This is a genomic window from Caballeronia sp. EK (assembly GCF_014384845.1).
Classification (GTDB): Bacteria; Pseudomonadota; Gammaproteobacteria; order Burkholderiales; family Burkholderiaceae; genus Caballeronia; species Caballeronia jiangsuensis.
The window spans coordinates 477,637-500,441 of sequence record NZ_JACSUE010000004.1 but is presented as its reverse complement, the minus strand read 5'-3'; the positions used below and the strand labels follow the sequence as shown (position 1 = coordinate 500,441).

The following is a 22,805-nucleotide window of genomic DNA, read 5'->3' as shown; positions in this document are numbered from 1 at the left end:
GACAAACGCTTAAGACAGAAATTCACACGCATGTGTCGATCCCGTGCGATGTTGCTCGTCGTTATGTGCGAGCGGGCCGATGACGCCCGACACCAATACACTCTTTTGAAGGAGCGATCCACATGCGATTCATGATGCTGATGATCCCGCGCGGCTACGAAAGCGCGCAACCGGGCACGATGCCGAGCGCGGACGCCGTCGCCGCCATGATGAAGTACAACGAGGAATTGCAGAAGGCCGGCGTGCTGCTCGCGCTCGACGGACTGCATCCGCCGTCGATGGGCGCGCGCGTCACGTTCGAAGGCGGCAAGCCGCGCGTCACCGACGGACCGTTCGCCGAAGCGAAGGAAGTGCTCGGCGGCTACTGGATGCTTCAGGTGAAGTCGCGCGAGGAAGCGATCGAATGGGCGAAGCGTTGTCCGGGATCGGACACGGAGATGATCGAAGTGCGCCAGGTGATGGAGATGGACGACTTCCCGCCGGACGTGCAGCAGGCCGCGGCGGGATTCGATGAGATGCACAAGGCGGCGAAGCCCTGATGCACGTTACGCGATCCTCTCCAGCGCGAGCGCGATGCCCTGCCCGCCGCCGATGCACAGCGTGACGATCGCGCGCTTCACGCCGTCGCGACGCATCGCGTGGGCGAGACGCGTGGTGAGCACCGCGCCGGTCGCGCCGATCGGATGCCCGTGCGCGATCGCGCCGCCCTCCACGTTGACGATGTCTTCCGGCACGCCGAGCGTCCTCGCCACCGCGATCGGCACCGCCGCGAAGGCTTCGTTGATCTCGAAGCGCTCGACATCGCCGAGCGTCCAGCCCGCGCGCTGCAATGCCTGCTGCACGGCGGGCACCGGCCCGAGCCCGAACATGCCCGGCTCGACGGCCGCCACACCGAACGCCGCGAGCCGCACGAACGGTTCGATGCCGCGCGCCTCGGCTTCCCTGCGGCTCGTCACAATCATCGCGGATGCGCCGCTGTTCAGGCCCGGCGCATTGCCCGCCGTGATCGTGCCGTCGGGACGAAACGCCGGGCGCAGCTTTGCAAGCGTCGCGAGCGTCGTGTCCGGGCGCGGCTGCTCGTCGCGCGCGAACGCGACCGTTTCGCGGCCCGCCTTCACATCTACGCCGACGATTTCCGCATCGAACAAGCCGTCCCTCTGCGCGGCCGCGAAGGACTGCTGCGAACGTTCGGCCCAGCGATCCTGCGCTTCACGCGTGATATCCAGCTTCGTCACGAGGTCTTCGGTGTGCCAGCCCGAATGCTCGCCCGAGAACGCATCGACGAGACCGTCTCGCAGCATGCTGTCGTAAATCTGCGCATTGCCCATGCGATAGCCGCGCCGCCCGCCGTCGAGCAGATACGGCGCGCGATCCATGTTCTCCATGCCGCCCGCGATCGCGAGCGTGGCGGCGCCCGCCGCGATTTCGGTCGCGGCTGTCGCGATGGCCTGCGCGCCCGAGCCGCACACGCGATTCACGGCGAGCGCGGGCACCGAAACCGGCACGCCGCCGCCGACCGACGCCTGCCGCGCCGGATTCATGCGGTTGCCAGCCTGGATCACATTGCCGAACACGACCGAATCGATCGACGTGGGATCGAGCGCCTTGCCTGCGCGCCGCAGCGTTTCAGCGATGGCCGCCGCGCCGAGATCGACGGCGGGCGTGTCCTTCAACGCGCCGTTGAACGCGCCGATCGCCGTACGCACCGGATGACACAAAACGATGTCTTGCACGAACATGTCGTTGCCTCGCTTAGCGGGGAATGCCGGTGAGATAGATGGGCGTGTCGGTCGAGAGCGATTGCTTGACCTGGCGGCCGGTTTCATCGACGAGCACTTCTTCCTGATTCTTTTCCAGCGCGGCGAGCACTTCGTTCACCACATGCTCCGGCGTGGACTTCGGCGCGGTGACCTGCGCGGTCATGTCGGTATCGATATAGCCCGGATGCGCCGCCACGACGAGCGTGCCCTGCTCGCGCAGCTCCTCGCGCAATGCGTTCGTGGCTGCCCACGCCGCCGCCTTCGAGATGTGATACGCGCCGCCCGCCGGCAACGAGACCCAGCTCAGCACCGAAAGAACGTTGACGACCGCGCCGCCGCCGTTCTTCTTCAGCGCGGGCGCGAACGCCTGCGTGAGCGCGATCGGGCCGAACGTGTTGATCTCCAGAAGATCGCGGATGCCCTGCGTCGATGCCGGATCGACGAGCAGGCCGCGCGTCGTCACGCCCGCGTTGTTGACGATCACCTGCACGTCGGTATAGGTCGCGGCCGCTTCCGCGATATCGGCGGCGTTGGTTACGTCGAGGCGGATCGCCTGGACGCCGGGAATATCGACGCTCTTCGGATCGCGTGCGGCGGCATAGACCTTCGCCGCGCCCGCTTCGACGAGCGACTTCGCGAATTGCTCGCCGAGGCCGCGATTGGCGCCGGTGACGAGAACGACTTTTCCTTTGATCTGCATGGTGTGCTCCATCAAGCTGTGCATATGCACTGATATCGATACGAAAAAGGCTCGCGCACGGCGAGCCTGCTCTATGCCACTCACTCCATCGTCGTCAGTTCGAACAGCGACTGGCGCAGCGCCTTTGCGCGCTTCTCGCCGAACTTCGCTTCGAATTCCGCCTGCGCGGCGCGCCATTGCGCCGACGCCTTCACGAGCGTATCGCGGCCCGTTGCCGTCAGTCGCAAGCCGACCGCGCGCGAACTGGCCGATTCCTGCGCCGCCTCGACGAGACCGTCACGCTGCAACGGCTTGAGCGCGCGCACGAGCGTGGTACGGTCCATCACCATCGAGTCGGCGAGCTCGGCCATCTGCACGCCGGGCCTGCGCCCGATCGCCGCGAGAATCGTGAACTGCGCCGCCGTGATGCCTACCGCGGTCAGATGCCGCTCGTACATCTGCGACACATAACGCGCCGCCTGACGGATCGCGAAGCAGTTGCAGTCGAGAGGAGAAGAGTTGGAAGTCATGTCCCGCAGAATATGAGTGCATATGCACTTTGTCAAGCGAGGGATTCTCAATCGGCGCGATAGACGCGGCTCGGAGATCGTCGGGAATCGTCGCGCGCCGCGCGGCGGCGAAACGCGCCAAGCCGCTCCGGGCGTGCGATCGGGGCGAATCGGGCCTGTGCCGAAATCCGCATCGGACGCGCGACTTAACACCAAGACGCGGCCAAATTGGTTTTCTACATTGCGCATGTCCGCTGCCTGTGCCGGGCCGCGCGCGAAGCGGCTGCTTTCATCGCCGGATTGCCGGCCTTTGAGGGCAAGTCCGTCTTGCCGGCACTGAACCGGTCGTGTTCCATTCGATTGCCAAATCAAAAAGGAGAGCAAAACCATGCGCATCCGTACCAAACCTCTGGCGTGGCTCGTGGCATGCGCCACGGCTGCATTCGCCGCCGCGCCCTTCGCCGCGAGCGCAGACGAACTGACGGTGAAAGTGGGTTTTGCCGCGCCGCTGACGGGCGCGAACGCGGGTTACGGGAAGGACCTCCAGAACGGCGTGCAGCTCGCGCTCGACGAAGCCAACGCGAAGAAGATCACGATCGGCGGCAAGACGGCGAAGTTCGAGATCCGCGCGGAAGACGATCAGGCCGACCCGCGCGTGGGCGTGCAGGCGGCGCAGAAGCTCGTCGATGACGGCGTGGTGGTCGTCGTCGGACACTTCAATTCGGGCACGACGCTGCCCGCCTCGCCGATCTACAACAGCGCCGGCATCCCGACCATCGATCCTGCCGCGACCAATCCGACCATCACGACGCGCGGCCTCGAGAACATGTTCACGGTGATTTCGAGCGACGCGCAGAACGCGGGCAACGCCGGCGTCTATGCGGTGACGACGACGAAGGCGAAGCGCATCGCGATCATCGACGACCGCACGGCCTTCGGTCAGGGCGAGGCCGACGAGTTCGAGAAGGCGGTGAAGGCGAAGGGCGGCACGATCGTCACGCGCGAGTACAGCGACAACCAGACCGTCGACTTCAGCGCGCAGCTCACGCGCATCAAGGCGGCCAACGCGGATCTGATTTTCTTCGGCGGCCTCGACCGGCAGGCGGCGGCGGTCGTCAAGCGGATGAAGCAGCTCGGCATGAACGCGCAGTTCGTGGGCGGCGGCGGCGTGATGGACGCCGATTTCCTCAAGCTCGCGGGCGATGCCGCCGAGGGCGCGCAGGCGTGGGAATACGGCAGCCCGCTCGACAAGCTGCCCGAAGGCAAGGCGTTCGCCGACAAGTTCCAGAAGCGCTTCGGCGTCGCGATTCTTTCGTATGCGCCGTTCGGCTACGACGCCGCGTGGGCCGCGATCAACGCGATGCAAAAGGCCAATTCCATCGATCCGAACGTGTACCGGCCGGTGCTGAAGTCGAACTCGTTCGAAGGCATCACCGGGCCGATCGCCTTCGACAGCAACGGCGCGCTGAAGAACGCTTCGTCGACGCTGTATCAGGTGAAGAACGGACAGTGGGCGTCGGTCGTCACCAAGCACGGCATGTGATGACGCTTCAGGCCTGGGCCGCGTGCGTCCGGGCCTCCAGCCTTTTGCGCGTGTGCGCCGCCTCGTCGCCCAGCCATTGCACGAATTGCTGCAATGCGGGCGACGGCGCGGGCCGCTCCGGATACGCGAGGTAATAGGCCGCGCCGCTCGTCACGCATAGCGGGAATGGCGCGATCACGCGCTTCGCGCGCAAGTCTTCCTCGATCAGCGAGAGATCGCCGATCGTCACGCCCAGACCCTGCATCGCCGAGGACATCGCCAGATCGAGCGTGTCGAAATGCTGCGCTTTCGTCGACGGCAGGCCCGTGTAGCCGTAAGCGCCGAGCCACAGAAGCCAGTCGCGGCGATCGCGCGTGGGATGCAGCAGCGTCTTGCCGGCGAGATCGCCGGGCGTGGGCGCGGCGTGCTTCTTCGGCTTCCACAATTCGGGCGCGCAAACCGGCGTCAGCACTTCATCGAACAGATGATCCGCCGTCACGCCCTTGAGCGACGGCGCGGCGCCGAAGACGATCGCCGCATCGAACGGCTCCGCGGCGAACTCGACGCCGTGCGACACCGATGCCGTCACCTCCACCACCAGCTCCGGCCGCTCGTTCTGCAAGCGGATGACGCGCGGCAGAATCCAGCGCATCGCGCAGGTCGGGCACTTCACGCGCAGAATGCCGGATTGCGCGCCGCCTTTCGCCAGCGCATCGTCGATATGCGTGAACGCCTGCTGGAGCGGCGCGACGAGCAGCGCGCCGTGATGCGTCAGCGCGAGCCCGCGCGCCTGCCGCGTGAAAAGCGCGTAACCGAGATGCGCCTCCAGTCCGGCGATCTGCCGGCTGACCGCGCCCTGCGTCACGTTCAGCACCTCGGCGGCGCGCGTGAAATTCAGCTTCTGGGCGACGACCAGAAAGGTTTTGAGCACGTCGAGCGAGGGCAGCGGTTTCATCGGAGGCATCGGGTTTTTGGCATGTAGCCATGATCTGCAAGCATGGCTAGTATGACAAAGTTTCGATTGTCCGCGCTTTATTGCTGCGGTTGAATCGACGGCAATCATCGCCGAACCGCAATTCCGGAGACACCTGCCGTGCATAGCGCCTGCATTCCCGAGTCGAAGCTGCCGAATGTCGGCACGACCATTTTCACCGTCATCGGCCAGTTGGCCGAGGAGCATCACGCGCTCAACCTGTCGCAGGGTGCGCCGAACTTCGCCTGCGACCCGAAGCTGATCGAAGGCGTCGAGCGAGCCATGCGGGCAGGACATAACCAGTACTCGCCGATGTCCGGCGTGCTCGCGCTGCGCGAAGCGATCGCCGTGAAGACGCACAAGCTGTATGGCGCGCAATACGATCCGGGCACGGAAGTCACCGTGGTGGCGAGCGCGAGCGAAGGCCTGTACGCGACGATCAGCGCGCTCGTGCATCCCGGCGACGAGGTCATCTACTTCGAGCCTTCCTTCGACAGCTATGCGCCGATCGTGCAGTTGCAGGGCGCCACGCCCGTCGCGATCAAGCTCTCGGCCGAGAATTTCCACATCGACTGGGACGAAGTTGCCGCTGCGATCACGCCGCGCACGCGCATGATTCTCGTCAATACGCCGCACAATCCGACGGGCAGCGCGTTCACGGACGTCGACATCGCACGGCTGACCGCACTCACGCGCGACACGAAGATCATCGTGCTGTCGGATGAAGTCTATGAACACGTCGTGTTCGATGGCGCGCCGCATCACGGCATGGCGCGCTATCCCGAGCTGGCTGAACGCAGCGTGATCGTGTCGTCGTTCGGCAAGTCGTATCACGTGACGGGCTGGCGCGTCGGCTACTGTCTCGCGCCCGCCGCGTTGACGTCCGAGATTCGCAAGATCCACCAGTTCATGACCTTTTCCGCCGATACGCCGATGCAGATGGCGTTCGCCGAAGCGCTCGCGGACGAATCGAGCTATCTGAATCTCGGGCCGTTCTACCAGCACAAGCGCGATCTGCTTGCCGAGTCGCTCAAGGGCTCGCGCTTCGAACTGTTGCCGAGCGCCGGCAGTTTCTTCATGCTGGCGCGGTACGACGCGATCTCGAACGAATCCGACAGCGACTTCGTGCTGCGCCTGATCCGCGAGGCGCGCGTCGCGACGATTCCGCTGTCCGCGTTCTACACCGACGGCACCGACCACCACCTGATCCGTCTTTCGTTCGCGAAGGACGACGACACGCTCGTCGAAGGCGCGCGCCGCCTTTGTTCGATCTGACGACTTTTCTGGAGACCAACACGATGAAACTCAAACACATCGCCAGCGCCTTGTTCTTCGCATGCACGTTCGCGAGCGGTGCGGCGCTCGCCGCCGATACGCTGCGCTTCGGACTGGAGGCGCAATATCCGCCGTTCGAATCGAAATCGTCGACGGGCGAGTTGCAAGGGCTCGACATCGACGTCGGCAACGCGGTCTGCGCCGCCGCGAAGATGCAGTGCAAGTGGGTCGAGACGTCGTTCGACGGCCTGATTCCCGCGCTGCAGGGCCGCAAGTTCGACGCGATCAACTCCGCGATGAACGCGACCGAGCAACGTCGCCAGGCGATCGATTTCACGACGGTCGTGTATCGCGTGCCGACGCAACTGATCGCGAAGAAGGGCAGCGGTCTGGAACCGACGTCGGCATCGCTGAAGGGCAAGAGCGTGGGCGTGTTGCAGGGCTCGATTCAGGAGACGTTCGCGAAGGCGCACTGGGAGAACGAAGGCGTGAAGGTCGTGCCGTATCAGGACCAGAATCAGGTGTATGCGGATCTGAAGTCCGGCCGTCTCGACGGGACCCTCGTGCTCGCGCCAGCGGGACAGAGCGGGTTCCTGTCGAAGCCGGATGGCGAAGGCTTCGCGTTCGTCGGCGCACCGGTTCGCGACGACAAGATTCTCGGCAGCGGCATCGCCTACGGCGTGCGCAAGGGCGACGATGCGCTGAAGACGAAGCTCAACGCGGCGATCGAGAAGGTCAAGGCGGACGGGACGATCGACAAGTACGCGAAGAAGTATCTGGGGAATATCGATATTTCGACGAAGTGAGGCGGCGGGCGCGCGGCGGTTTATTCGTCGCGCGCCTGCATTCATAGCTGCAGAAAGGCGCGAATCGCGTATTTCGCCGCGTCGAATTCTTCTTCGGTGACCGTCTCGCCACGGAACGCGAGTTCCCTGTGGAGATGGCTCCAACTGCGAAGCTGATCGACGAGCGCGACGCCCGGGCGCTTGAGACTCGCGATGGGCACTTCGGTTTCCCAGCCGCGAATCGTCGACGTGATCGGCAGTCCCGTGAAGCGGCCCGTGATATCGTTCATCACGATATCGGAGATCACGAGCACCGCGCGGTAGCCGTCCTGCTTATGGCCTCTCGCCGGGCCGACGTGCAATCTCACCACGTCGCCCGCATCCGGAATTCCATCTTTCATTCGAGACCCTCGCGCGTCGGGTCTCCCGGACCACCCCACTCGTCGCCGACGGGATCGCCGAAGTCGATCTCCTCGTGCCGCTCGAGCGTGCCCTCGCGAAATTGCTGAATCAGCCGTTCGCGCGAAAAACGCCGAATCGCCCGATGCGGCCGCACCGCAACGTATCCATCCTCAACGTCCACATGCACTTCCTGTCCCTCCTCCAATGAAAGTTCGCTGGCAATGTTGGCAGGAATGCGCACCGCAAGACTATTGCCCCAACGTTTTAGGATCTGCTTTGGCATGACGTCCTCAAGAGACGTAGATACTTGTCGATACATTCATGCTATTCGGACGGTGCATAAGGTGTCAACACGTCGATACACGTTTCGGAACGATCCATTTGCCGGGCATCGGCCATTCGGATAAGCAGCCTTTTTGCAACGCAGGCACACTGGCGTCTCGAACCCATCGATCACGAGCTGCATGAGCACACCGCCGACGTCCACTGCGCCAGCACCGCCTCCGCCGCTCCAGGGCGGCAAGCTCGTCCTCGCCACCTTCGCGGTGGCGCTCGCGACCTTCATGAACGTGCTGGATTCGTCGATCGCCAACGTCGCGATCCCGACGATCTCCGGCAATCTCGGCGTGTCCGTCAACGAGGGCACGTGGGTCATCACCGTGTTCGCGGCGTCGAACGCCGTCTCCATTCCGCTGACCGGCTGGCTCACGCAGCGGCTCGGCCAGGTGCATCTGTTCGTCGGCGCGATTCTGATGTTCGTGCTGTCGTCGTGGCTGTGCGGCCTCGCGCCGAATCTGCCGGTGCTGCTGTTCGCGCGCGTGTTGCAGGGCGCGGTCGCCGGGCCGCTGATTCCGCTGTCGCAGGCGATCCTGCTCGGCTCGTATCCGAAAGAGAAGTCGTCGATGGCGCTCTCGCTCTGGGCGATGACCGCGACCGTCGGCCCGATCGCCGGTCCCGCGCTCGGCGGCTGGATCACCGACAGCTATTCGTGGTCGTGGATCTTCTACATCAACATTCCGGTGGGCATCTTCGCGGCGGGCGTGACGTGGCTCATCTACCGCGATCGCGAATCGCCGACGCGCAAGGCGCCGATCGACGTGATCGGCCTTCTGCTGCTCGTCTCGTGGGTCGCGTCGCTGCAGATCATGCTCGACAAGGGACGCGATCTCGACTGGTTCTCGTCGCCGCTGATCGTCGTGCTGGCGATCGTCGCCGTTATCGCGTTCGCGTTCTTCGTCGTGTGGGAGCTGACGGACCCGAATCCGGTCGTTGATCTGCGGCTTTTCGCCGGGCGCAATTTCTTCGGCGGGACGGTGGCGATATCCGTCGCGTACGGCGTGTTCTTCGGCAATCTCGTGCTGCTGCCGCAATGGATGCAGCAGTATCTGAACTACCGCTCCGTCGATGCGGGGCTGGTCACCGCGCCGCTCGGCATCTTCGCCGTGATCCTCGCGCCGGTGATGGGCAAGGTCTTGCCGCGCAGCGACGCGCGCATCATCGCGACGATGGCGTTCGTCGGCTTCGCGTTCGTGTTCTGGCTGCGCTCGAAGTACGTGATCGAGATCGACACGTGGCACCTCGTGCTACCAACGCTCCTGCAAGGCATCCCGATGGCGATGTTCTTCGTGCCGCTCACGGCGATCGTGCTGTCGGGATTGCCGCCGTCGAAGATTCCGGCGGCGGCGGGGCTATCGAATTTCGCGCGGGTGTTTTGCGGCGCGGTGGGCACATCGCTCGCGGGCAACGAGTGGGATAACCGCATCGCGCTGCATCACGAGCGGCTCACCGAGCAGGCGAATGTCTACAATCCGGCGTTCCTGCAATCGCTCGGGCTATCGCGATCGACACTCGATGTCAGTGAGGCGCAAGCACGCGGCATGTTCAATTTCACCGTCAACACGCAAGCCGCGATGATGGGGCTCAACGATATCTTTCTGATCTCGGCGTTGATCTTCATTCTGATCATTCCGCTGATCTGGATTACGAAGGTGGCGAAGGGGGGTGGCGGCGGGGCGGCTTCGGGGGCGCATTGAGGATGGCGCGCGCGTCACGTGCTACTCGGGCAAAAATCCCTGCTCCAGTACGGACGACATCGTCCACGGACAGCTTTCCGGGAAATCGGCGAATCCGATACGCGTTTCATTCGCCGCCTGTTCGCGCGCATCGCCCCACATATCGGCAATCCAATCCTCGTCGATGAGCATAGGCTTCAGACTCGGTGTTTTCCTGAGCCGTCGCTCGATTGCCCCGCGCTGAGCCAGGATGGTGTTCGTCCAGCTATTGGTTCGCCGCTCAGGCTGAAACTGCCACTTGAGTAAATGCGCCAGCAAAATCGCCATCCTGCTCGCGAATTCTCTTTGTTCACTCTTGCCCACGTCCTCGATTTCCTCAGCGATATGCTCGATATCGATGGACGCAAGCTTCCCTGCACGCAGCAGCGCGGCCTGTTCATAGGCCCACGCCACTACGTCCTTCTCATAAGGTGTTCCCATCGGCTGATTCCCGTTTTCATTCGAATTTTCGGTATCGCCCATGCTAGTTTGCATTCCTTTGTTCATCCAGATCGTCCAGACGGCTAACGCCGCTCACTTCAACCCGAGTTCCACGCGCGAACCCGCGCCCTTGTCCTTGATATCGTCCGCCGACATCTTCGGCGCGACGACAAAAATCCGCTGGCTGTCGATCTTCCCGTCGAAATACTCCTGCACCGCCTGCGCGCGACGCTGCGCCAGATCGCGCAACGCGCCCTCGTCCACCGGCGCGTTCTTCGTCAGCGCCGCCTTCATGTCGCCATCGGGCACGGACTTCGTCATGCCGATGAAGTTGGTCGGCTTCTTGAAATCCGCCGACTTGTACACCTTCGTCAGATACTTGTCGTAGTCGGCATCGGATATCTTGATCGTGTTCCAGTCCACGTTCTCGCCGTTGCCCGACATATCGCGCACCTTCGCACGCTTGACCTGGTTGTCGAGCCACGCAGCGCGCAACGCCGGCTCGTCCGTCTTCGGATCGACGCGGCCCGTCACATCCACCCGCACCGACGGCTTGTCCACCAGCGCCTTCGCAATCGTATCGAGCTTCTTCTGCGCGGCGTCGTTCAACGTGGCCGAACCCGCATCGAACTCGATGTAGTTCAGATCCTCGCCGCTGCCGCCGCCGAACGCGTGCGCGAGCAGCGTGAACGGCGCGGTCACCGCCTTCTGCACGAGATTCACGATCGCCTGCCACACGAGCCCGCCGATCGAAAACTCCGGATTGTCCAGCGATCCGGATATCGGAATATTCACGTCGATCTCGCCGCGCGAGTTCTTCAACAGCGACACAGCTAGCCGAACCGGCAGCTTGGTCGCCGTCGGATTGTCGATGTGATCGCCGAACGTCAACTGATCAATGAACAAGTGGTTGTTCGCCGTGAGCTTGTTGTCGGCCAGCATGTAGTGCAGATCGACGTTGAGCTTGCCCTTCGTGATCGGATAGCCCGCGTACTTCGACGAATACGGCGTGAGGTTCGTCAGCTCGACGCCGTGCGCGCTCGCCGTCAGATCCAGCGCGGGCTTGTCGATCAGCGGATTGATTTGCCCCTTGATCGACACCGGCCCGTTCGCCGCCAGTTTCGCGGAAACATCGACGGGCGCGGGCGTCGTCGAATGCGTGCCGAACGCGCCGATCGTGCCGTTGATCGCGACGAGATTCGCCGTGTAGTTCGGCTTGATGAAGTTGTCGGTATAGGTCACGCGGCCGTCCTGCAACACCAACTGGCCGAAGCGCATATTGACCGGCGGCCCGGAATTCGACGCGGTTTTCACCGGCACCGTTGTGGCTGCGCTCGCCGCCGCCGGCGCGGACGCGCCCTGCTCCTTCGTGCTGCCGCGCGTCACCGATTGCGGTCCGCCCTCGCCCGCCACCACGCTCTTCAGGTTCAGCTTGCCCTGCGCGTCGAGCAGCACGCGGCCGTAGAACTTCGCGAAGGTCACGCGCGCCGCGTCGACATCGGTGCCGCGCTCGCTGTAGTTCACCTTCACGTTGGTCAGGCCGAGCAGCTTCCAGCCGGCGAAGCGATCGGACGTCGCCTTGTCGAGCATGCGCACGTCCGACAGCGACACATCGCCCTTGTACGACGCCGCGAGCGTCTTGCCGCTGCCCGACATCGCGACATCGCCGTTCGCGCTCAGATACGCGCTCGCCACTTCGATGTTGAGCTTGTCGCCGAAATACGGCTCGAACGTGGAGGCATCGACCTGATCGCCCTTCACATGCAGCGCGAGCTTGAGCGGCGTGACCGTGACATTGCCGCCGATCGCGAGCGTGCCCTTTCCGTTCAGCGTGAGCTTGCCATCGACGGCGAGCGGTTTCGTCAGATCGTCGCTGAACTGCTTCACGTTCACCGCGAGCGGCGCGACGCGCAGCTTGACCGGCTGCGGCGTGGTTTCGTCCGTGATATTCGCCGATGTATCGGCGAGCGAGATTTCGCCGATGCGATAGCGCCACGCCGGGCCGGCCGCCTGCGCCTTCTGGATCTTGTGCGTCGCCGTCTGCTCGGGCGCGGCCTCGTGCGGCCCCGCGAGCGCGGCGAGATCGATGGTGCCGTCCTTGCGGCGCGTCGCATCGAGCGCGAGACCGCTCAGTTGCACGCTGTCGAGCGCCGCGTTGCGCGCGGATACGTCGACCTTAGCGATCTTCGCCACCGCCGACGCGAGCTTGATCGGCGCGCCGCCACCCGCATTGGGCACGAGCGTGAGCGCGTCGAGCTTCACGTCGCCCGCGCCGACCTGCACGCCGCCATCCGGCTTACCCCAATCGACCGACACCGGCAGGTTCGCGCCGAGCGTGCCGCTCGTCACCCGCGCGGCCAGCACGTTCGCGAGATATGGCTGCAGCGGCGGCAGCGCGAACGCGTTCAGCGCGAGCTTCGCGTCCGCCGTCTTCGCGGCGAGCGTCACCTTGCCCGACGCATCGAGCGCGCCGCCGTGGTCGAACGCGGTCTTGAGCGTGTATTTCGCGGGCGTCTTAGCGAGCGTCGAGAAATCGTCGAGCGTCACGGCGAGGCCGGTCAGCGCGCCCTGCACGTGTTCCTTCAGCAACTGGTCGTCGAGCGCGATCTTGCCGCCGTCGATCGCGAGATGACGGATCGTCAGATCGAGCGGCGGCGCTTCCTTCTGCGCTTCCTTCTGCGCTTCTTGTTGCGCTTCCGTGCGCGCCGGTTCCGCGGATGCCTTCGGCGCGGGACCGGCCAGTTTCTGCACATTCAACTGCCCCGACGAATCGCGCGCGAGATGCACGTCGGGATTGCTCAGCGTCACTTCGTCGAGGCGATAGATATCGCGCAACGGCTCCGCGTTCGCGATCTTCACATGCAGCGCGCGGGCCGCGACGAGCGGCGCGTTCGACTTGTCGGTGACGGCGAGATCGGCGAGATCGGCGGTGCCTTCGATGCGGATCGTCGGGGTATCGCCCGAGATCGCGAAGTTCACGTTCAGGTCCGTCGACAGCTTGCCGCTCTTCACGGCGACCGGCACGGATGCCGGCGCGTAAGACGCCATCTGCGGCACGTCGAGACCATCGAGCGTGAGCGCGATCTCCGATTCGCGCGACTCCGAGAACGGCTTGGTGCGGCCTTTCACGACGAGCGGCGAACCATCGATGCGCGCCTGTAACAGCGGCGTCACGAAGATATCGGTGGCGGAGGGCAAGGTCGCGATAAACGGAATGCCGAGCGCGAAGCGGTCGATCACGTGCTTCGCCTTCAGCAGCCTGTCATCGAATGTGATCTGGCCGTTTTCGAGCCGGATGTTCGACACCGAGAAGCGCGCGGGCTTGTCCGAAGGCGGCGAAGAAGGCTTCGAGAATTTCGCGATCAGATCGGAGAAATTGAAATGCTCGCCGTCGAAGCGCACGACATTGATGCGCGGCGAATCGATTTTCAGTTCGTTGACGACCGGCGCGAGCTTCAACACCGACGCCCACGAGGTGCGCACGACAAGCCGCGACACGTCGACGAAATCGGGCGACGCGCCCGGCGTCTTCGCGAGATTCGCGGGCGCTTCGCCGATATGCACACCATCGGCTTCGAAATCGAGCGTGTAGGGATTGAGCGAAATGCGCCGGATGCTGACCGGGCGATCGAGCTGCTTCGCGAGTTGCTGCTCGGCGATATGCCGGATGACCGGCGGCGCGACGAAGAAGCCGAGCGCGCCGATCACGAGTAGCGCGATCAGCAAGCCGATGAAAATGCGCCGCGTGCGCCGCGCGTGCACGACGCCGCGCAGGGTTTGGCCGGCGGAAGCAAGAGAAGACTTGGTGATGCTTGACATTCGATGCGCGGCGACGAGCTGCCCGTGTGAGCACCGCCCGAGCTTCGCCGTCCCGGAAAGATGATGTTCGAGTATACGACGAGGCGGCCCGCAAACGTTCGCCAAACCGTGCATCAAAAGATAAAGGCCGCGAAAAAATCGCGGCCTTTATGTTTCGGTCCGGTTGCTTTCGCGCGGCAGACTCACCGGCGCTCGACGCGCGGCGGCGCCCACGAGCCGTCGCTCGCTTGCGGCCTCGGCGCATAGAGACGCATCGCGAGCTGGAACTCGCCATCGGGCGCGGGCAGCCAGTTCGCGTCGCGTGCGCGTCCCGGCGACTTCGCCGACACGATCACGTCGATGGAGCCATCGCGATTCTTCTTCAGCCGGTCGCGGTCGGAGAGCGAGAGGCGCGGCAGCTTTTCGTCCGAGAGTGCGCCGTCCTTCGTATAGGCGGTGATGGTCCAGAAGCCGCGCACCGGCGGCAACTGGTCGGGCGTGAAGTGCAGCGTGTACGCGTTCGCGCCATTGAGCGCATGGCCCTCGCTGTCCACGCGCGTCACCGGCTTCACTTCGCCTTCCTTCGTGCTCGTCGCGGTCTGGCGGCGTGCGAGATACGCGCGCAGCGTGTAGTCCGTGCCGTAGATGCCGACGCCATCGCCGAACCAGGTCCAGCCGTTCTTCGTGATCGCGTTCGGCGGCACCGTCGCGAGCCGCTCGCGCGCATCGGCGAGGCCGGAATCGAGCAGCGGCGCATCGGTCTTCTTGAACTGCACCGGCTCGCCGGGCTTCACGCCGAGATCGGCGAGCTGGCTCATCGCGTGCGCATCGTCGGTGGCGGCGGGATTGTCGTCGAGCGAGCGGGCCAGGCGCGCGAAGAACGCGTTCGCGTCGAGCGCCTCCGCCTGCGCGCCCGGCGCGACGGTCGCCAGCGCGGACGGCAACGGCGGCACCGCAGGCTGCCGCGCGCCGTTCGCGGGCCACGCGCCGGCCACCGCCGGCGTCGGATCGGCCGCCGAGCCTTTCGCGGGCGTCTGCGTGTCGATGTGCATCGACGTCTGCAGCTTGCGCGCCTCGGGCACATCGCGCGGACCGTTCACGCGCACGCGCACCGAGAGCCACACGTAACGCGTGCGCGTCTCGACGCGCGTCGCGTTGGCAGGCAGCGTGCCGGTCCAGCCCGCGGGCACGAACGCGATCAGCTGCATCTTCGGATACGGCGTCGTGTCGGCGCTGGAGTAGAGCGCGTTGGTCCACGCATCGAATGCGCGGGCATCCAGATAGCGGCCGCGCGGCGCGGCGGGCAGCGAGACGATCACCGGATCGGCGGAGACATCGAGCCAGGCGGTCGATTCGAGCGTGTCGACGCTCGGCCAGCCAGCCGCGCCGGCGGACGGCAACGCGCTCGCATGACGGAACGTGTTGAGCGGCGTCTGGCCGGGCTGACCGGGCTGACCGGCGCGGCCGCTCGCACGTTCGCGGGCGATATCGGAGGCGACGAGCGGAAAGCCGAACGTATAGGAGTCGGCGACCTGATTCTTCACCCAGCCCGTGGTGGTCGGTTTCACCTCCGGCTGCCTGGTCGCGCAGCCAGCCAGGACCGCCATGCCGGCGAGACTCACGCTCATCCAGATCGCGGGGTTGAGCGGAAAAGTCCAGCGTCGGTTGTTCTTCATTCGAATGGAAATCCGGTTCTTCTTTCGATTTGGGTTCTCGCGCGACTCGATCCGGGATCGATTCACGGCACGCTCGCGAACGGCTCGACGCCGCCTCGAATCCCCGCGCGGCGCACCGCGAGCATTATCTCGAAATTCGGGTTTTAACTTATCCGCTGACTATAGGCAAGACGAAGCGTATAAAAGCGCTCCGGCAAATCGAAGAATGCACTAGATGCTGCCTAAAAGCACTGAATGACGCGCGTTTCGTCCTTCGAATACGATTATTTCCGATGCGTTCCGCGATCGCACGACGCCGTTCATTCCGCCCTTGACCTTCCAATCATTGGAAGGTCGATACTCGTCTCGTGAGGGATCTTCGCGATCCCAGCCAGACCGGAGCGTTTCACCATGTCCACAGCAACATCCGAGAAACCGAGAACCGCGGAATTGGCCGTCAGCGGCATGACGTGCGCGTCGTGCGTCGCGCGCGTCGAGAAAGTGCTCAGGCGCGTGCCGGGCGTCGAGAGCGTGGCGGTCAATCTCGCCACCGAGAAGGCGACCGTGCACGCGAACGGCGCCGTGACCGACGACCAGCTCGTCGCCGCCGTCGCGAAAGCCGGCTACGACGCCGCGCCGATTTTGCCCGAAGCCGCGCCCGCCGCCGCTGCGCCGCCCGCATTCGATCGCGAGCTCGCCGCGGTCTTCGCCGCAGCCCTGCTCACCGTGCCGCTGCTCGCGCCGATGTTCGGTCTCGCGCTGAACCCGTGGCTGCAACTCGTGCTCGCGAGCGTCGTGCAGTTCGGCTTCGGCGCGCGTTTCTATGTCGGCGGCTATCGCGCGGTGCGGGCTTTCGCGGGCAACATGGATCTGCTCGTCGCGCTCGGCACGTCGGCGGCCTGGGGCTTGTCCGTCTATCAGATGTTCGCGCACGGCGGCATGACGGAGCATCTGTTCTTCGAGGCGTCGGCGGTGGTCATCACGCTGGTGCGCTTCGGCAAGTGGCTGGAAGCGCGCGCGAAACGGCAGACCACCGACGCGATCCGCGCGCTCAATGCGCTGCGTCCCGACAAGGCACGCGTGCGCGACCGCGACGACCCGGCGCGCGAACGGGAAGTCGCGCTCGCCGATGTGCGCGTCGGCGATATCGCCATCGTGCGGCCGGGCGAGCGTGTGCCGGTCGACGGCATCGTGCGCGAGGGCCGCACGCATATCGACGAATCGCTGATCACGGGCGAAAGCCTGCCCGTCGCGAAGGAACCGGGCGCACGCGCGACCGGCGGCTCGATCAACGGCGAAGGTGTGATTGCGATCGAAACCACGGCGATCGGCGCGGAAACGACGCTTGCGCGCATCATCCGGCTCGTCGAATCGGCGCAAGCGGAGAAGGCGCCGATCCAGCGGCTCGTCGATCGCGTGTCGGCGGTCTTCGTGCCGGCGATTCTGGCGATCGCGCTCGTCACGCTCGCCGGCTGGCTGCTGCACGGCGCGAGCGCGGAAACTGCGCTGCTCGACGCGGTCGCAGTGCTCGTGATCGCCTGCCCGTGCGCGCTCGGCCTCGCGACGCCGACCGCGATCATGGCCGGCACCGGCGTCGCGGCGCGCCAAGGCATTCTCATCAAGGACGCGCAGGCGCTCGAACAGGCGCATGCGATCCGCATTGTCGCGTTCGACAAGACGGGCACGCTGACCGCCGGCCGCCCGAGCCTCGTCGCGTTCGATGCGGCGCACGGGCAGGATCGGACCGAAGCGCTCGGGCTCGCCGCCGCCGTGCAGCGCATGAGCGAGCATCCGCTGGCGAAGGCTGTCGTCGCCGCCGCTAACGACGCGCCGCGTTTCGATGCGAGCGCGGCGCGCGCGGTCGCCGGGCGCGGCGTGGAGGCGAAAGTCGGCGCGCGGCGCATCGCGATCGGCAGCGCGCGCTGGGTCGCGGAACTGAAGCTCGACGTTCCGCGGACGCTCGCCGAACGCGCGCGCGAACTCGAAGCGCAGGGCAATACGATTTCCTGGCTCATCGATCTCGATGGCGGCGTGCTCGCATTGATGGCGTTCGGCGACACGATCAAGCCGACCGCGCGCGCCGCGATCGAACGCCTCGCGCGCATGGGCGTGCAAAGCGCGCTCGTCACCGGCGACAACGAAGGCAGCGCGCACAGCGTCGCGCGCGCGCTGGGCATTCCATCGGATCTCGTGTTCGCGCAGACGCTGCCCGAGGACAAGGCGCGTGTTGTCGCGCAACTGAAGGCGTCGGGCAAGGGCATCGTGGCGATGGCCGGCGACGGCATCAACGACGCGCCCGCACTCGCCGCCGCCGACATCGGCATCGCGATGGCGAGCGGCACCGATGTGGCGATCGAAGCGGCCGGCCTCACGCTGATGCGCGGCGATCCGGCGCTCGTCGCCGATGCGATCGACATCTCGCGGCGCACCTACCGCAAGATCCAGCAGAACCTCTTCTGGGCGTTCGTCTACAACCTGATCGGCATTCCGCTCGCGGCATTCGGCTTGCTCGATCCAATGTTCGCGGGCGCGGCGATGGCGTTCTCCAGCGTGAGCGTGGTGACCAACGCGCTCCTGCTGAGAACGTGGCGCGCTCAGGCCGGCGCGGCGGCCGACGAAGCGCGCGCCGGCAAACCGATCACGCGGCCGGCGTAACGCGCGTCCTTCAGCGCGACGGCCGGCTCGGCGGCGATGCGCGCGGCGATGTCTTCATCGAACGATGCGGACTTCGGCGCGCCGCTCGAATCGATGTGCATCATCATCTGCTCGCACGCCGACACCGGCTCGGCGGCATCGCCCTCGAACATCTCCATATAGAGATGCACGCGCTTCCTGTCATGCGCGACCACCCGCGCTTCCACGCGCACCGCCGCGCCTTCCTTGATCTCGCGCAGATAGCTGATGTGCGCTTCGAGCGTGTACAGCGTGCGCTGCCTCGCGGTGCGGCCCGCGTCGTCGAGACCGATGCGGTCCATGAACGCGTCGGTCGCGAGGCTGTAGATCAGCATGTAGAACGCGTCGCGCAGATGGCCGTTGTAGTCGACCCATTCGGGCTTGACCGTGTCGCGATAGATCATCGTGGTTCCTCTAGTCTTCGATGCCGTGACGCGCTTTCGCCTGCGCAATCGCCTCGATCACGCTCGCGATGCAGTCGTCGCGATAACGCTCCAGTTCCTTGATGCCGCGTCCGTTCGTCTGCCGCGACGTGCCGTCCACCACGCGGTCGATGAGCTCGTCGGTCAGCTTCGGCGCGACGAGCTTCGTCCACGGCAATTCGAGCGCGGGGCCGAACTGCTGCATGAAGTGTCGCATGCCGGCCTCGCCGCCCGCCAGCGTGTAGGTGAGGAACGTGCCCATGAACGACCAGCGGATGCCCGCGCCGTAGCGGATGGCGTCATCGATTTCGCCGGTCGTCGCGACGCCGTCGTTCACGAGATGCAGCGCCTCGCGCCAGAGCGCTTCGAGCAAGCGATCCGCGATGAAGCCCGGCACTTCCTTGCGCACCCGCAAGGGCCGCATACCGATGGATACGTAGAAGCTCATCGCCGCATCGATCGCCTCGCCCGAGGTCGCTTCGCCACCGAGCACTTCGACGAGCGGCAGCAGATACACCGGATTGAACGGATGGCCGACCACGCAGCGTTCCGGATTGACGGCGCGCGCATAGAACTCGCTCGGCAGGAGCCCGGATGTGGACGACGCGATGATCGCATCGGGCTTGGCCGCGCGGCTCACGCGCTCGTGCAGCGCGAGCTTCAGTTCCTCGCGCTCGGGCGCGCTTTCCTGGATGAAGTCCGCATCGGCCACGCATTCCTCGACCGTCGATACGACACGCAGCCGCTCCGGCGACGCGCCCTTGGCCAGCCCGGCGCGTTCGAGCGCCGGCCACGCATTCGCGACGTTCGCGCGAAGCTGCGCCTCGGCGCCGGGCGCCGGGTCCCACGCGGTGACGTCGAGCCCTGCTCCGAGCGCGCGCGCTACCCAGCCGCTGCCGATCACACCCGCGCCGAGCGCGGCGAATTGCTTCACTTGCATGTCGATGTGTCCTTTGGGTTCTCTTGGATTCAGGCGAATTGTTCGGCGCTGCGCTTGTCCAGAGGACGTTCGCCGCGCGGGGGAAGGCCGAGCTTCCTGCGTCCTTCGGCGGGCGTGAGCGCGCGTGCGCCCAGACGTTCGATGATTTCGACGGCGCGCTGTACGAGCGAGCCGTTGGTCGCGTGAACGCCGCGATCGAGCCACAGGTTGTCTTCGAGACCGACGCGCACGTGGCCGCCGAGCAGCATCGCCTGCGCGACCATCGGCATCTGCATGCGGCCGATGCCGAAGCCAGCCCAGTGCGCGCCGGGCGGCAGGTTATCGACCATCGCTTTCATCGTGCCGGTGTCGGGCGGCGCGCCCCACGGAATGCCCATGCACAGTTGAAAGAGCGGCGGGTCATCGAGCAGGCCTTCTTTCAGTAGCTGGTTCGCGAACCATAGATGACCCGTGTCGAAGATTTCCAGTTCGGGCTTCACGCCGAGTTCCTGAATGCGCTTTGCGCCGGCGCGCAATTGCGCGGGCGTCGATACGTAGATGTAGTCGCCGTCGCCGAAGTTGAGCGTGCCGCAGTCGAGCGTGCAGATTTCGGGCAGCAGCTCTTCGACATGCGCGAGGCGCGTCAGGCCGCCGACGAGATCCGTGCCCTTGCCGAAGCGCATCGGGTCTTCGCCCGGGCCGATTTCGAGGTCGCCGCCCATGCCTGCCGTCAGGTTGATGATGACGTCGGTTTCCGACGAACGGATGCGGTCTACTACTTCTCTGTATAGCGCGGGGTCGCGGCTGCCTCGGCCGGTTTTGGGATCGCGGACGTGGCAGTGGGCGACGGTTGCGCCCGCGCGGGCCGCTTCGATTGCTGCCTCGGCGATTTGCTTCGGTGTTACCGGGACTGACGGGTGTTTGGCCGTCGTGTCGCCGGCGCCGGTCACTGCGCATGTCACTATCACTTCGTAGTTCACGGTTTTCGCTCCTTTTGTGATTTGATTAGTTTTCCTGTTCTTTCTTTGTGAAATCCTGATTTCGTGTCGGTCTATTAGCTCTGCCCCTATGCGGGGCGGCAGTCACTTTCTTTGCTGCTGCAAAGAAAGTAACCAAAGAAACAGCTCTCCCCAGCCTAAGCACTTCACACCGGCCGCGGCACAGGCGATTGGCCTAATGGCCCGGCAGTAGCGAGTGCCCTCGTAGGTCTCACGCGGCTTGGACCGCGCACGGTCTGACTCATCGCACCACACAACAAACTGGTTCAGCACCAAATAGCTCCAGCCCGCTTCGCGGCCGACCGGTCAATCGGGTTTGCGTGTGCTTCGTTGCTAACGCCGCCATCTCAATCCACTGCATACGCGCACCGACAGTTTCCCTTGCATACCCAACGGCAGCGCGTAGCGCTGTGCCGAAGCTCTTTGGTGCTGAACCAGCGCGCTAAAACGTCTAGCTCGTCAGACCGTGCGCGAGCCAAGCCCGATTGGGCCTTTGGGGGCGACACTTAGGCGAGGGCCACCGCGGGCTGGCAAGCATGGCCAAACTGCGTGTGACCGCGGGCTTAAACGAGCTGCTTTCTTTGGTTACTTTCTTTGCAGCAGCAAAGAAAGTGACCCCCGCCCCGGGGAGGGGCAGTGCTAATAGACCACCACGAATACGGGATCCGGCGAAAACAAAATCCTCAAAGCCCCAAATACTGCCGAACCGCCGGCAACCCATCCTTCCCATCAACGGTCTTGACGCCTGCAAGCCAGGCATTCAACACCTGCGGGTTCTTCTTGAGATAAGCCTTCGCCGCTTCAGCAGGCCGTTCCTTATTCATGACAGGCTGCATCAGCCGATTCTCCAGATCCGTCGTAAAGCGCAGATTGGAAACGAACTTCCCCGCATTGGGACATCGCGTCAGGAAATCCGTATTAGTCAGCGTATAGACCCGCGCCTCGCCATAATTCGGCCCGAACACCTCATCGCCGCCAGCGAGATAGTTGATCTTCATCTGAATGTTCATCGGATGCGGCTCCCAGCCGAGAAACACAACAGGTTTCTTCTCGCGGATCGCGCGCTCGACCGTCACCAGCATCCCCGCCTCGCTCGATTGCACCAGCTTGAATCCGCCAAGCCCGAACTGGTTGGTGTCGATCATCTTCTGGATCTTCGCGTTCGCGCTGCTGCCAGGCTCGATGCCGAAGATCGTCCCGCCCAGCTCGTCGCGATGTTTCGCGATATCCGCAAACGTCTTGATGCCCGCGTCATACGCATACGACGGCACCGCGAGCGTCGCCTTCGCGCCCGACAGATTCGGCGGTTCGAGCTTCTCGATGCTCTTCGCTTCGAGGAACGGCTCGACCGCCTTCTGCTGCACCGGCCACCAGTAGCCAAGCGACACGTCGATCTGCTTGCTCTTCAGGCCCGCGAGCGAAATCGGCACCGACGCCACCGTGGTCCGCGGCGCATAGCCGAGTCCCTCGAAGACGACCGATGCGAGCGCCGTGGTCGACGTGATGTCGGTCCAGCCGATATCGACGAAGCGCACCGTGCGGCAACTCGCATCCTCCGCGTGCGCACCCGGCGCGACGGCGAACGCGGCGCCCGCGGCGGCGACCAGCAAAGTGGAAATCAGGCGTTGTGTCATGACGAGCCTTCCGTTGAGGGTTGAATCGATGCGCCGGTTCGAGTGCCGGCGTGCATCAAAAGTACCGCCGCATAAAGGCGCCCGAACGCCCGCCTGCGACCGTGACTTGACCGCTTGCGACCTCCCCGCACATTGCCGTTGTGGATGCTCTTTCGCGCGACGCGCTTGCTCATATCCGGCGATTTCGCACCATAGTGTTAACGCGCATTGAAACGATGAGTCTGGAACGAATACGCGCTCATTCCCGCCCTTCAGCATCGGAAAACACGTCCGACCCGCTTGTGCAAGGGCAATCTTTTCCGAAACGCC

General features: G+C 64.8%; 19 protein-coding genes. 6 read left to right on the top strand and 13 right to left on the bottom strand.

Annotated elements, in window-relative coordinates:
• The first annotated feature begins 122 nt into the window (after positions 1 to 122).
• Positions 123 to 539 carry a YciI family protein gene (locus tag IAG25_RS14595; protein ID WP_187605471.1) on the top strand — a complete coding sequence of 139 codons (417 nt, stop codon included), beginning with the start codon at positions 123 to 125 and terminating at the stop codon, positions 537 to 539.
• 6 nt (positions 540 to 545) lie between these two features.
• Here IAG25_RS14595 and IAG25_RS14590 read toward each other — a convergent pair whose 3' ends face one another.
• From IAG25_RS14590 to IAG25_RS14580, 3 genes are all read right to left on the bottom strand, one after another.
• Positions 546 to 1,739 carry a thiolase family protein gene (locus IAG25_RS14590; protein WP_187605470.1) on the bottom strand — a complete coding sequence of 398 codons (1,194 nt, stop codon included), beginning with the start codon at positions 1,737 to 1,739 and terminating at the stop codon, positions 546 to 548.
• Between the two features lie 13 nt (positions 1,740 to 1,752).
• Positions 1,753 to 2,460, bottom strand: coding sequence for an SDR family oxidoreductase (locus IAG25_RS14585; RefSeq protein ID WP_187605469.1), 708 nt, complete (start codon positions 2,458 to 2,460; stop codon positions 1,753 to 1,755).
• 80 nt (positions 2,461 to 2,540) lie between these two features.
• Positions 2,541 to 2,969 (bottom strand): MarR family winged helix-turn-helix transcriptional regulator, encoded by a 429-nt coding sequence (locus IAG25_RS14580; RefSeq protein WP_187605468.1) that lies wholly within the window; start codon positions 2,967 to 2,969, stop codon positions 2,541 to 2,543.
• A 367-nt stretch (positions 2,970 to 3,336) separates the two neighbouring features.
• Here IAG25_RS14580 and IAG25_RS14575 point away from each other — a divergent pair, with 367 nt between their 5' ends.
• The gene (locus tag IAG25_RS14575) at positions 3,337 to 4,491 is read left to right on the top strand and encodes a branched-chain amino acid ABC transporter substrate-binding protein (RefSeq protein WP_187605467.1); all 1,155 of its coding nucleotides are present in this window, start codon (positions 3,337 to 3,339) and stop codon (positions 4,489 to 4,491) included.
• A 7-nt stretch (positions 4,492 to 4,498) separates the two neighbouring features.
• Here IAG25_RS14575 and IAG25_RS14570 read toward each other — a convergent pair whose 3' ends face one another.
• Entirely contained in the window at positions 4,499 to 5,425 is a 927-nt protein-coding gene (locus IAG25_RS14570) for a LysR substrate-binding domain-containing protein (protein WP_187605466.1), read from the bottom strand.
• 138 nt (positions 5,426 to 5,563) lie between these two features.
• Here IAG25_RS14570 and IAG25_RS14565 point away from each other — a divergent pair, with 138 nt between their 5' ends.
• The gene (locus IAG25_RS14565; RefSeq protein ID WP_187605465.1) at positions 5,564 to 6,718 is read left to right on the top strand and encodes a methionine aminotransferase; all 1,155 of its coding nucleotides are present in this window, start codon (positions 5,564 to 5,566) and stop codon (positions 6,716 to 6,718) included.
• A gap of 23 nt (positions 6,719 to 6,741) precedes the next feature.
• Positions 6,742 to 7,524: an ABC transporter substrate-binding protein gene (locus IAG25_RS14560; RefSeq protein ID WP_035506999.1), complete on the top strand. Its 783-nt coding sequence runs from the start codon at positions 6,742 to 6,744 to the stop codon at positions 7,522 to 7,524.
• 41 nt (positions 7,525 to 7,565) lie between these two features.
• Here IAG25_RS14560 and IAG25_RS14555 read toward each other — a convergent pair whose 3' ends face one another.
• Positions 7,566 to 7,904 carry a type II toxin-antitoxin system PemK/MazF family toxin gene (locus IAG25_RS14555; protein WP_187605464.1) on the bottom strand — a complete coding sequence of 113 codons (339 nt, stop codon included), beginning with the start codon at positions 7,902 to 7,904 and terminating at the stop codon, positions 7,566 to 7,568.
• Positions 7,901 to 8,188, bottom strand: a complete 288-nt coding sequence (locus IAG25_RS14550) for an AbrB/MazE/SpoVT family DNA-binding domain-containing protein (protein ID WP_187605463.1) — start codon at positions 8,186 to 8,188, stop codon at positions 7,901 to 7,903. The genes IAG25_RS14555 and IAG25_RS14550 overlap by 4 nt, the downstream gene beginning before the upstream one ends.
• Before the next feature lie 181 nt (positions 8,189 to 8,369).
• Between IAG25_RS14550 and IAG25_RS14545 the strand changes: the two genes are divergently transcribed.
• The gene (locus IAG25_RS14545; protein WP_187605462.1) at positions 8,370 to 9,938 is read left to right on the top strand and encodes a DHA2 family efflux MFS transporter permease subunit; all 1,569 of its coding nucleotides are present in this window, start codon (positions 8,370 to 8,372) and stop codon (positions 9,936 to 9,938) included.
• A gap of 21 nt (positions 9,939 to 9,959) precedes the next feature.
• Here IAG25_RS14545 and IAG25_RS14540 read toward each other — a convergent pair whose 3' ends face one another.
• From IAG25_RS14540 to IAG25_RS14530, 3 genes are all read right to left on the bottom strand, one after another.
• Complete coding sequence (locus tag IAG25_RS14540) at positions 9,960 to 10,397, bottom strand: DUF29 domain-containing protein (protein WP_187605630.1); 438 nt, start codon at positions 10,395 to 10,397, stop codon at positions 9,960 to 9,962.
• A gap of 93 nt (positions 10,398 to 10,490) precedes the next feature.
• A complete protein-coding gene (locus tag IAG25_RS14535) occupies positions 10,491 to 14,216 on the bottom strand; it encodes a DUF748 domain-containing protein (RefSeq protein ID WP_187605461.1) in 3,726 nt (1,241 codons plus the stop codon).
• A 182-nt stretch (positions 14,217 to 14,398) separates the two neighbouring features.
• Positions 14,399 to 15,871, bottom strand: coding sequence for a DUF1254 domain-containing protein (locus IAG25_RS14530; protein ID WP_187605460.1), 1,473 nt, complete (start codon positions 15,869 to 15,871; stop codon positions 14,399 to 14,401).
• Positions 15,872 to 16,261: 390 nt separating this feature from the next.
• Here IAG25_RS14530 and IAG25_RS14525 point away from each other — a divergent pair, with 390 nt between their 5' ends.
• On the top strand, positions 16,262 to 18,505 hold the full coding sequence (locus IAG25_RS14525) for a heavy metal translocating P-type ATPase (protein ID WP_255503696.1): 2,244 nt from the start codon (positions 16,262 to 16,264) through the stop codon (positions 18,503 to 18,505).
• Here IAG25_RS14525 and IAG25_RS14520 read toward each other — a convergent pair.
• From IAG25_RS14520 to IAG25_RS14505, 4 genes are all read right to left on the bottom strand, one after another.
• Positions 18,445 to 18,927: a thioesterase family protein gene (locus tag IAG25_RS14520; RefSeq protein WP_187605459.1), complete on the bottom strand. Its 483-nt coding sequence runs from the start codon at positions 18,925 to 18,927 to the stop codon at positions 18,445 to 18,447. The genes IAG25_RS14525 and IAG25_RS14520 overlap by 61 nt on opposite strands.
• Positions 18,928 to 18,937: 10 nt before the next feature.
• Positions 18,938 to 19,885, bottom strand: a complete 948-nt coding sequence (locus tag IAG25_RS14515) for an L-carnitine dehydrogenase (RefSeq protein ID WP_187605458.1) — start codon at positions 19,883 to 19,885, stop codon at positions 18,938 to 18,940.
• Between the two features lie 29 nt (positions 19,886 to 19,914).
• Positions 19,915 to 20,844, bottom strand: a complete 930-nt coding sequence (locus tag IAG25_RS14510; protein WP_187605457.1) for a 3-keto-5-aminohexanoate cleavage protein — start codon at positions 20,842 to 20,844, stop codon at positions 19,915 to 19,917.
• A gap of 701 nt (positions 20,845 to 21,545) precedes the next feature.
• Entirely contained in the window at positions 21,546 to 22,496 is a 951-nt protein-coding gene (locus IAG25_RS14505) for a choline ABC transporter substrate-binding protein (RefSeq protein ID WP_187605456.1), read from the bottom strand.
• Positions 22,497 to 22,805: the final 309 nt, after the last annotated feature.

Bases quoted from the DNA above. Each gene is read 5' to 3' on its own strand.
- IAG25_RS14595 (WP_187605471.1), top strand. From the start codon at position 123: ATGCGATTCATGATGCTGATGATCCCGCGCGGCTACGAAAGCGCGCAA.
- IAG25_RS14590 (WP_187605470.1), bottom strand. From the start codon at position 1,739: ATGTTCGTGCAAGACATCGTTTTGTGTCATCCGGTGCGTACGGCGATC.
- IAG25_RS14585 (WP_187605469.1), bottom strand. From the start codon at position 2,460: ATGCAGATCAAAGGAAAAGTCGTTCTCGTCACCGGCGCCAATCGCGGC.
- IAG25_RS14580 (WP_187605468.1), bottom strand. From the start codon at position 2,969: ATGACTTCCAACTCTTCTCCTCTCGACTGCAACTGCTTCGCGATCCGT.
- IAG25_RS14575 (WP_187605467.1), top strand. From the start codon at position 3,337: ATGCGCATCCGTACCAAACCTCTGGCGTGGCTCGTGGCATGCGCCACG.
- IAG25_RS14570 (WP_187605466.1), bottom strand. From the start codon at position 5,425: ATGAAACCGCTGCCCTCGCTCGACGTGCTCAAAACCTTTCTGGTCGTC.
- IAG25_RS14560 (WP_035506999.1), top strand. From the start codon at position 6,742: ATGAAACTCAAACACATCGCCAGCGCCTTGTTCTTCGCATGCACGTTC.
- IAG25_RS14555 (WP_187605464.1), bottom strand. From the start codon at position 7,904: ATGAAAGATGGAATTCCGGATGCGGGCGACGTGGTGAGATTGCACGTC.
- IAG25_RS14550 (WP_187605463.1), bottom strand. From the start codon at position 8,188: ATGCCAAAGCAGATCCTAAAACGTTGGGGCAATAGTCTTGCGGTGCGC.
- IAG25_RS14545 (WP_187605462.1), top strand. From the start codon at position 8,370: ATGAGCACACCGCCGACGTCCACTGCGCCAGCACCGCCTCCGCCGCTC.
- IAG25_RS14540 (WP_187605630.1), bottom strand. From the start codon at position 10,397: ATGGGAACACCTTATGAGAAGGACGTAGTGGCGTGGGCCTATGAACAG.
- IAG25_RS14535 (WP_187605461.1), bottom strand. From the start codon at position 14,216: ATGTCAAGCATCACCAAGTCTTCTCTTGCTTCCGCCGGCCAAACCCTG.
- IAG25_RS14530 (WP_187605460.1), bottom strand. From the start codon at position 15,871: ATGAAGAACAACCGACGCTGGACTTTTCCGCTCAACCCCGCGATCTGG.
- IAG25_RS14525 (WP_255503696.1), top strand. From the start codon at position 16,262: ATGTCCACAGCAACATCCGAGAAACCGAGAACCGCGGAATTGGCCGTC.
- IAG25_RS14520 (WP_187605459.1), bottom strand. From the start codon at position 18,927: ATGATCTATCGCGACACGGTCAAGCCCGAATGGGTCGACTACAACGGC.
- IAG25_RS14515 (WP_187605458.1), bottom strand. From the start codon at position 19,885: ATGCAAGTGAAGCAATTCGCCGCGCTCGGCGCGGGTGTGATCGGCAGC.
- IAG25_RS14505 (WP_187605456.1), bottom strand. From the start codon at position 22,496: ATGACACAACGCCTGATTTCCACTTTGCTGGTCGCCGCCGCGGGCGCC.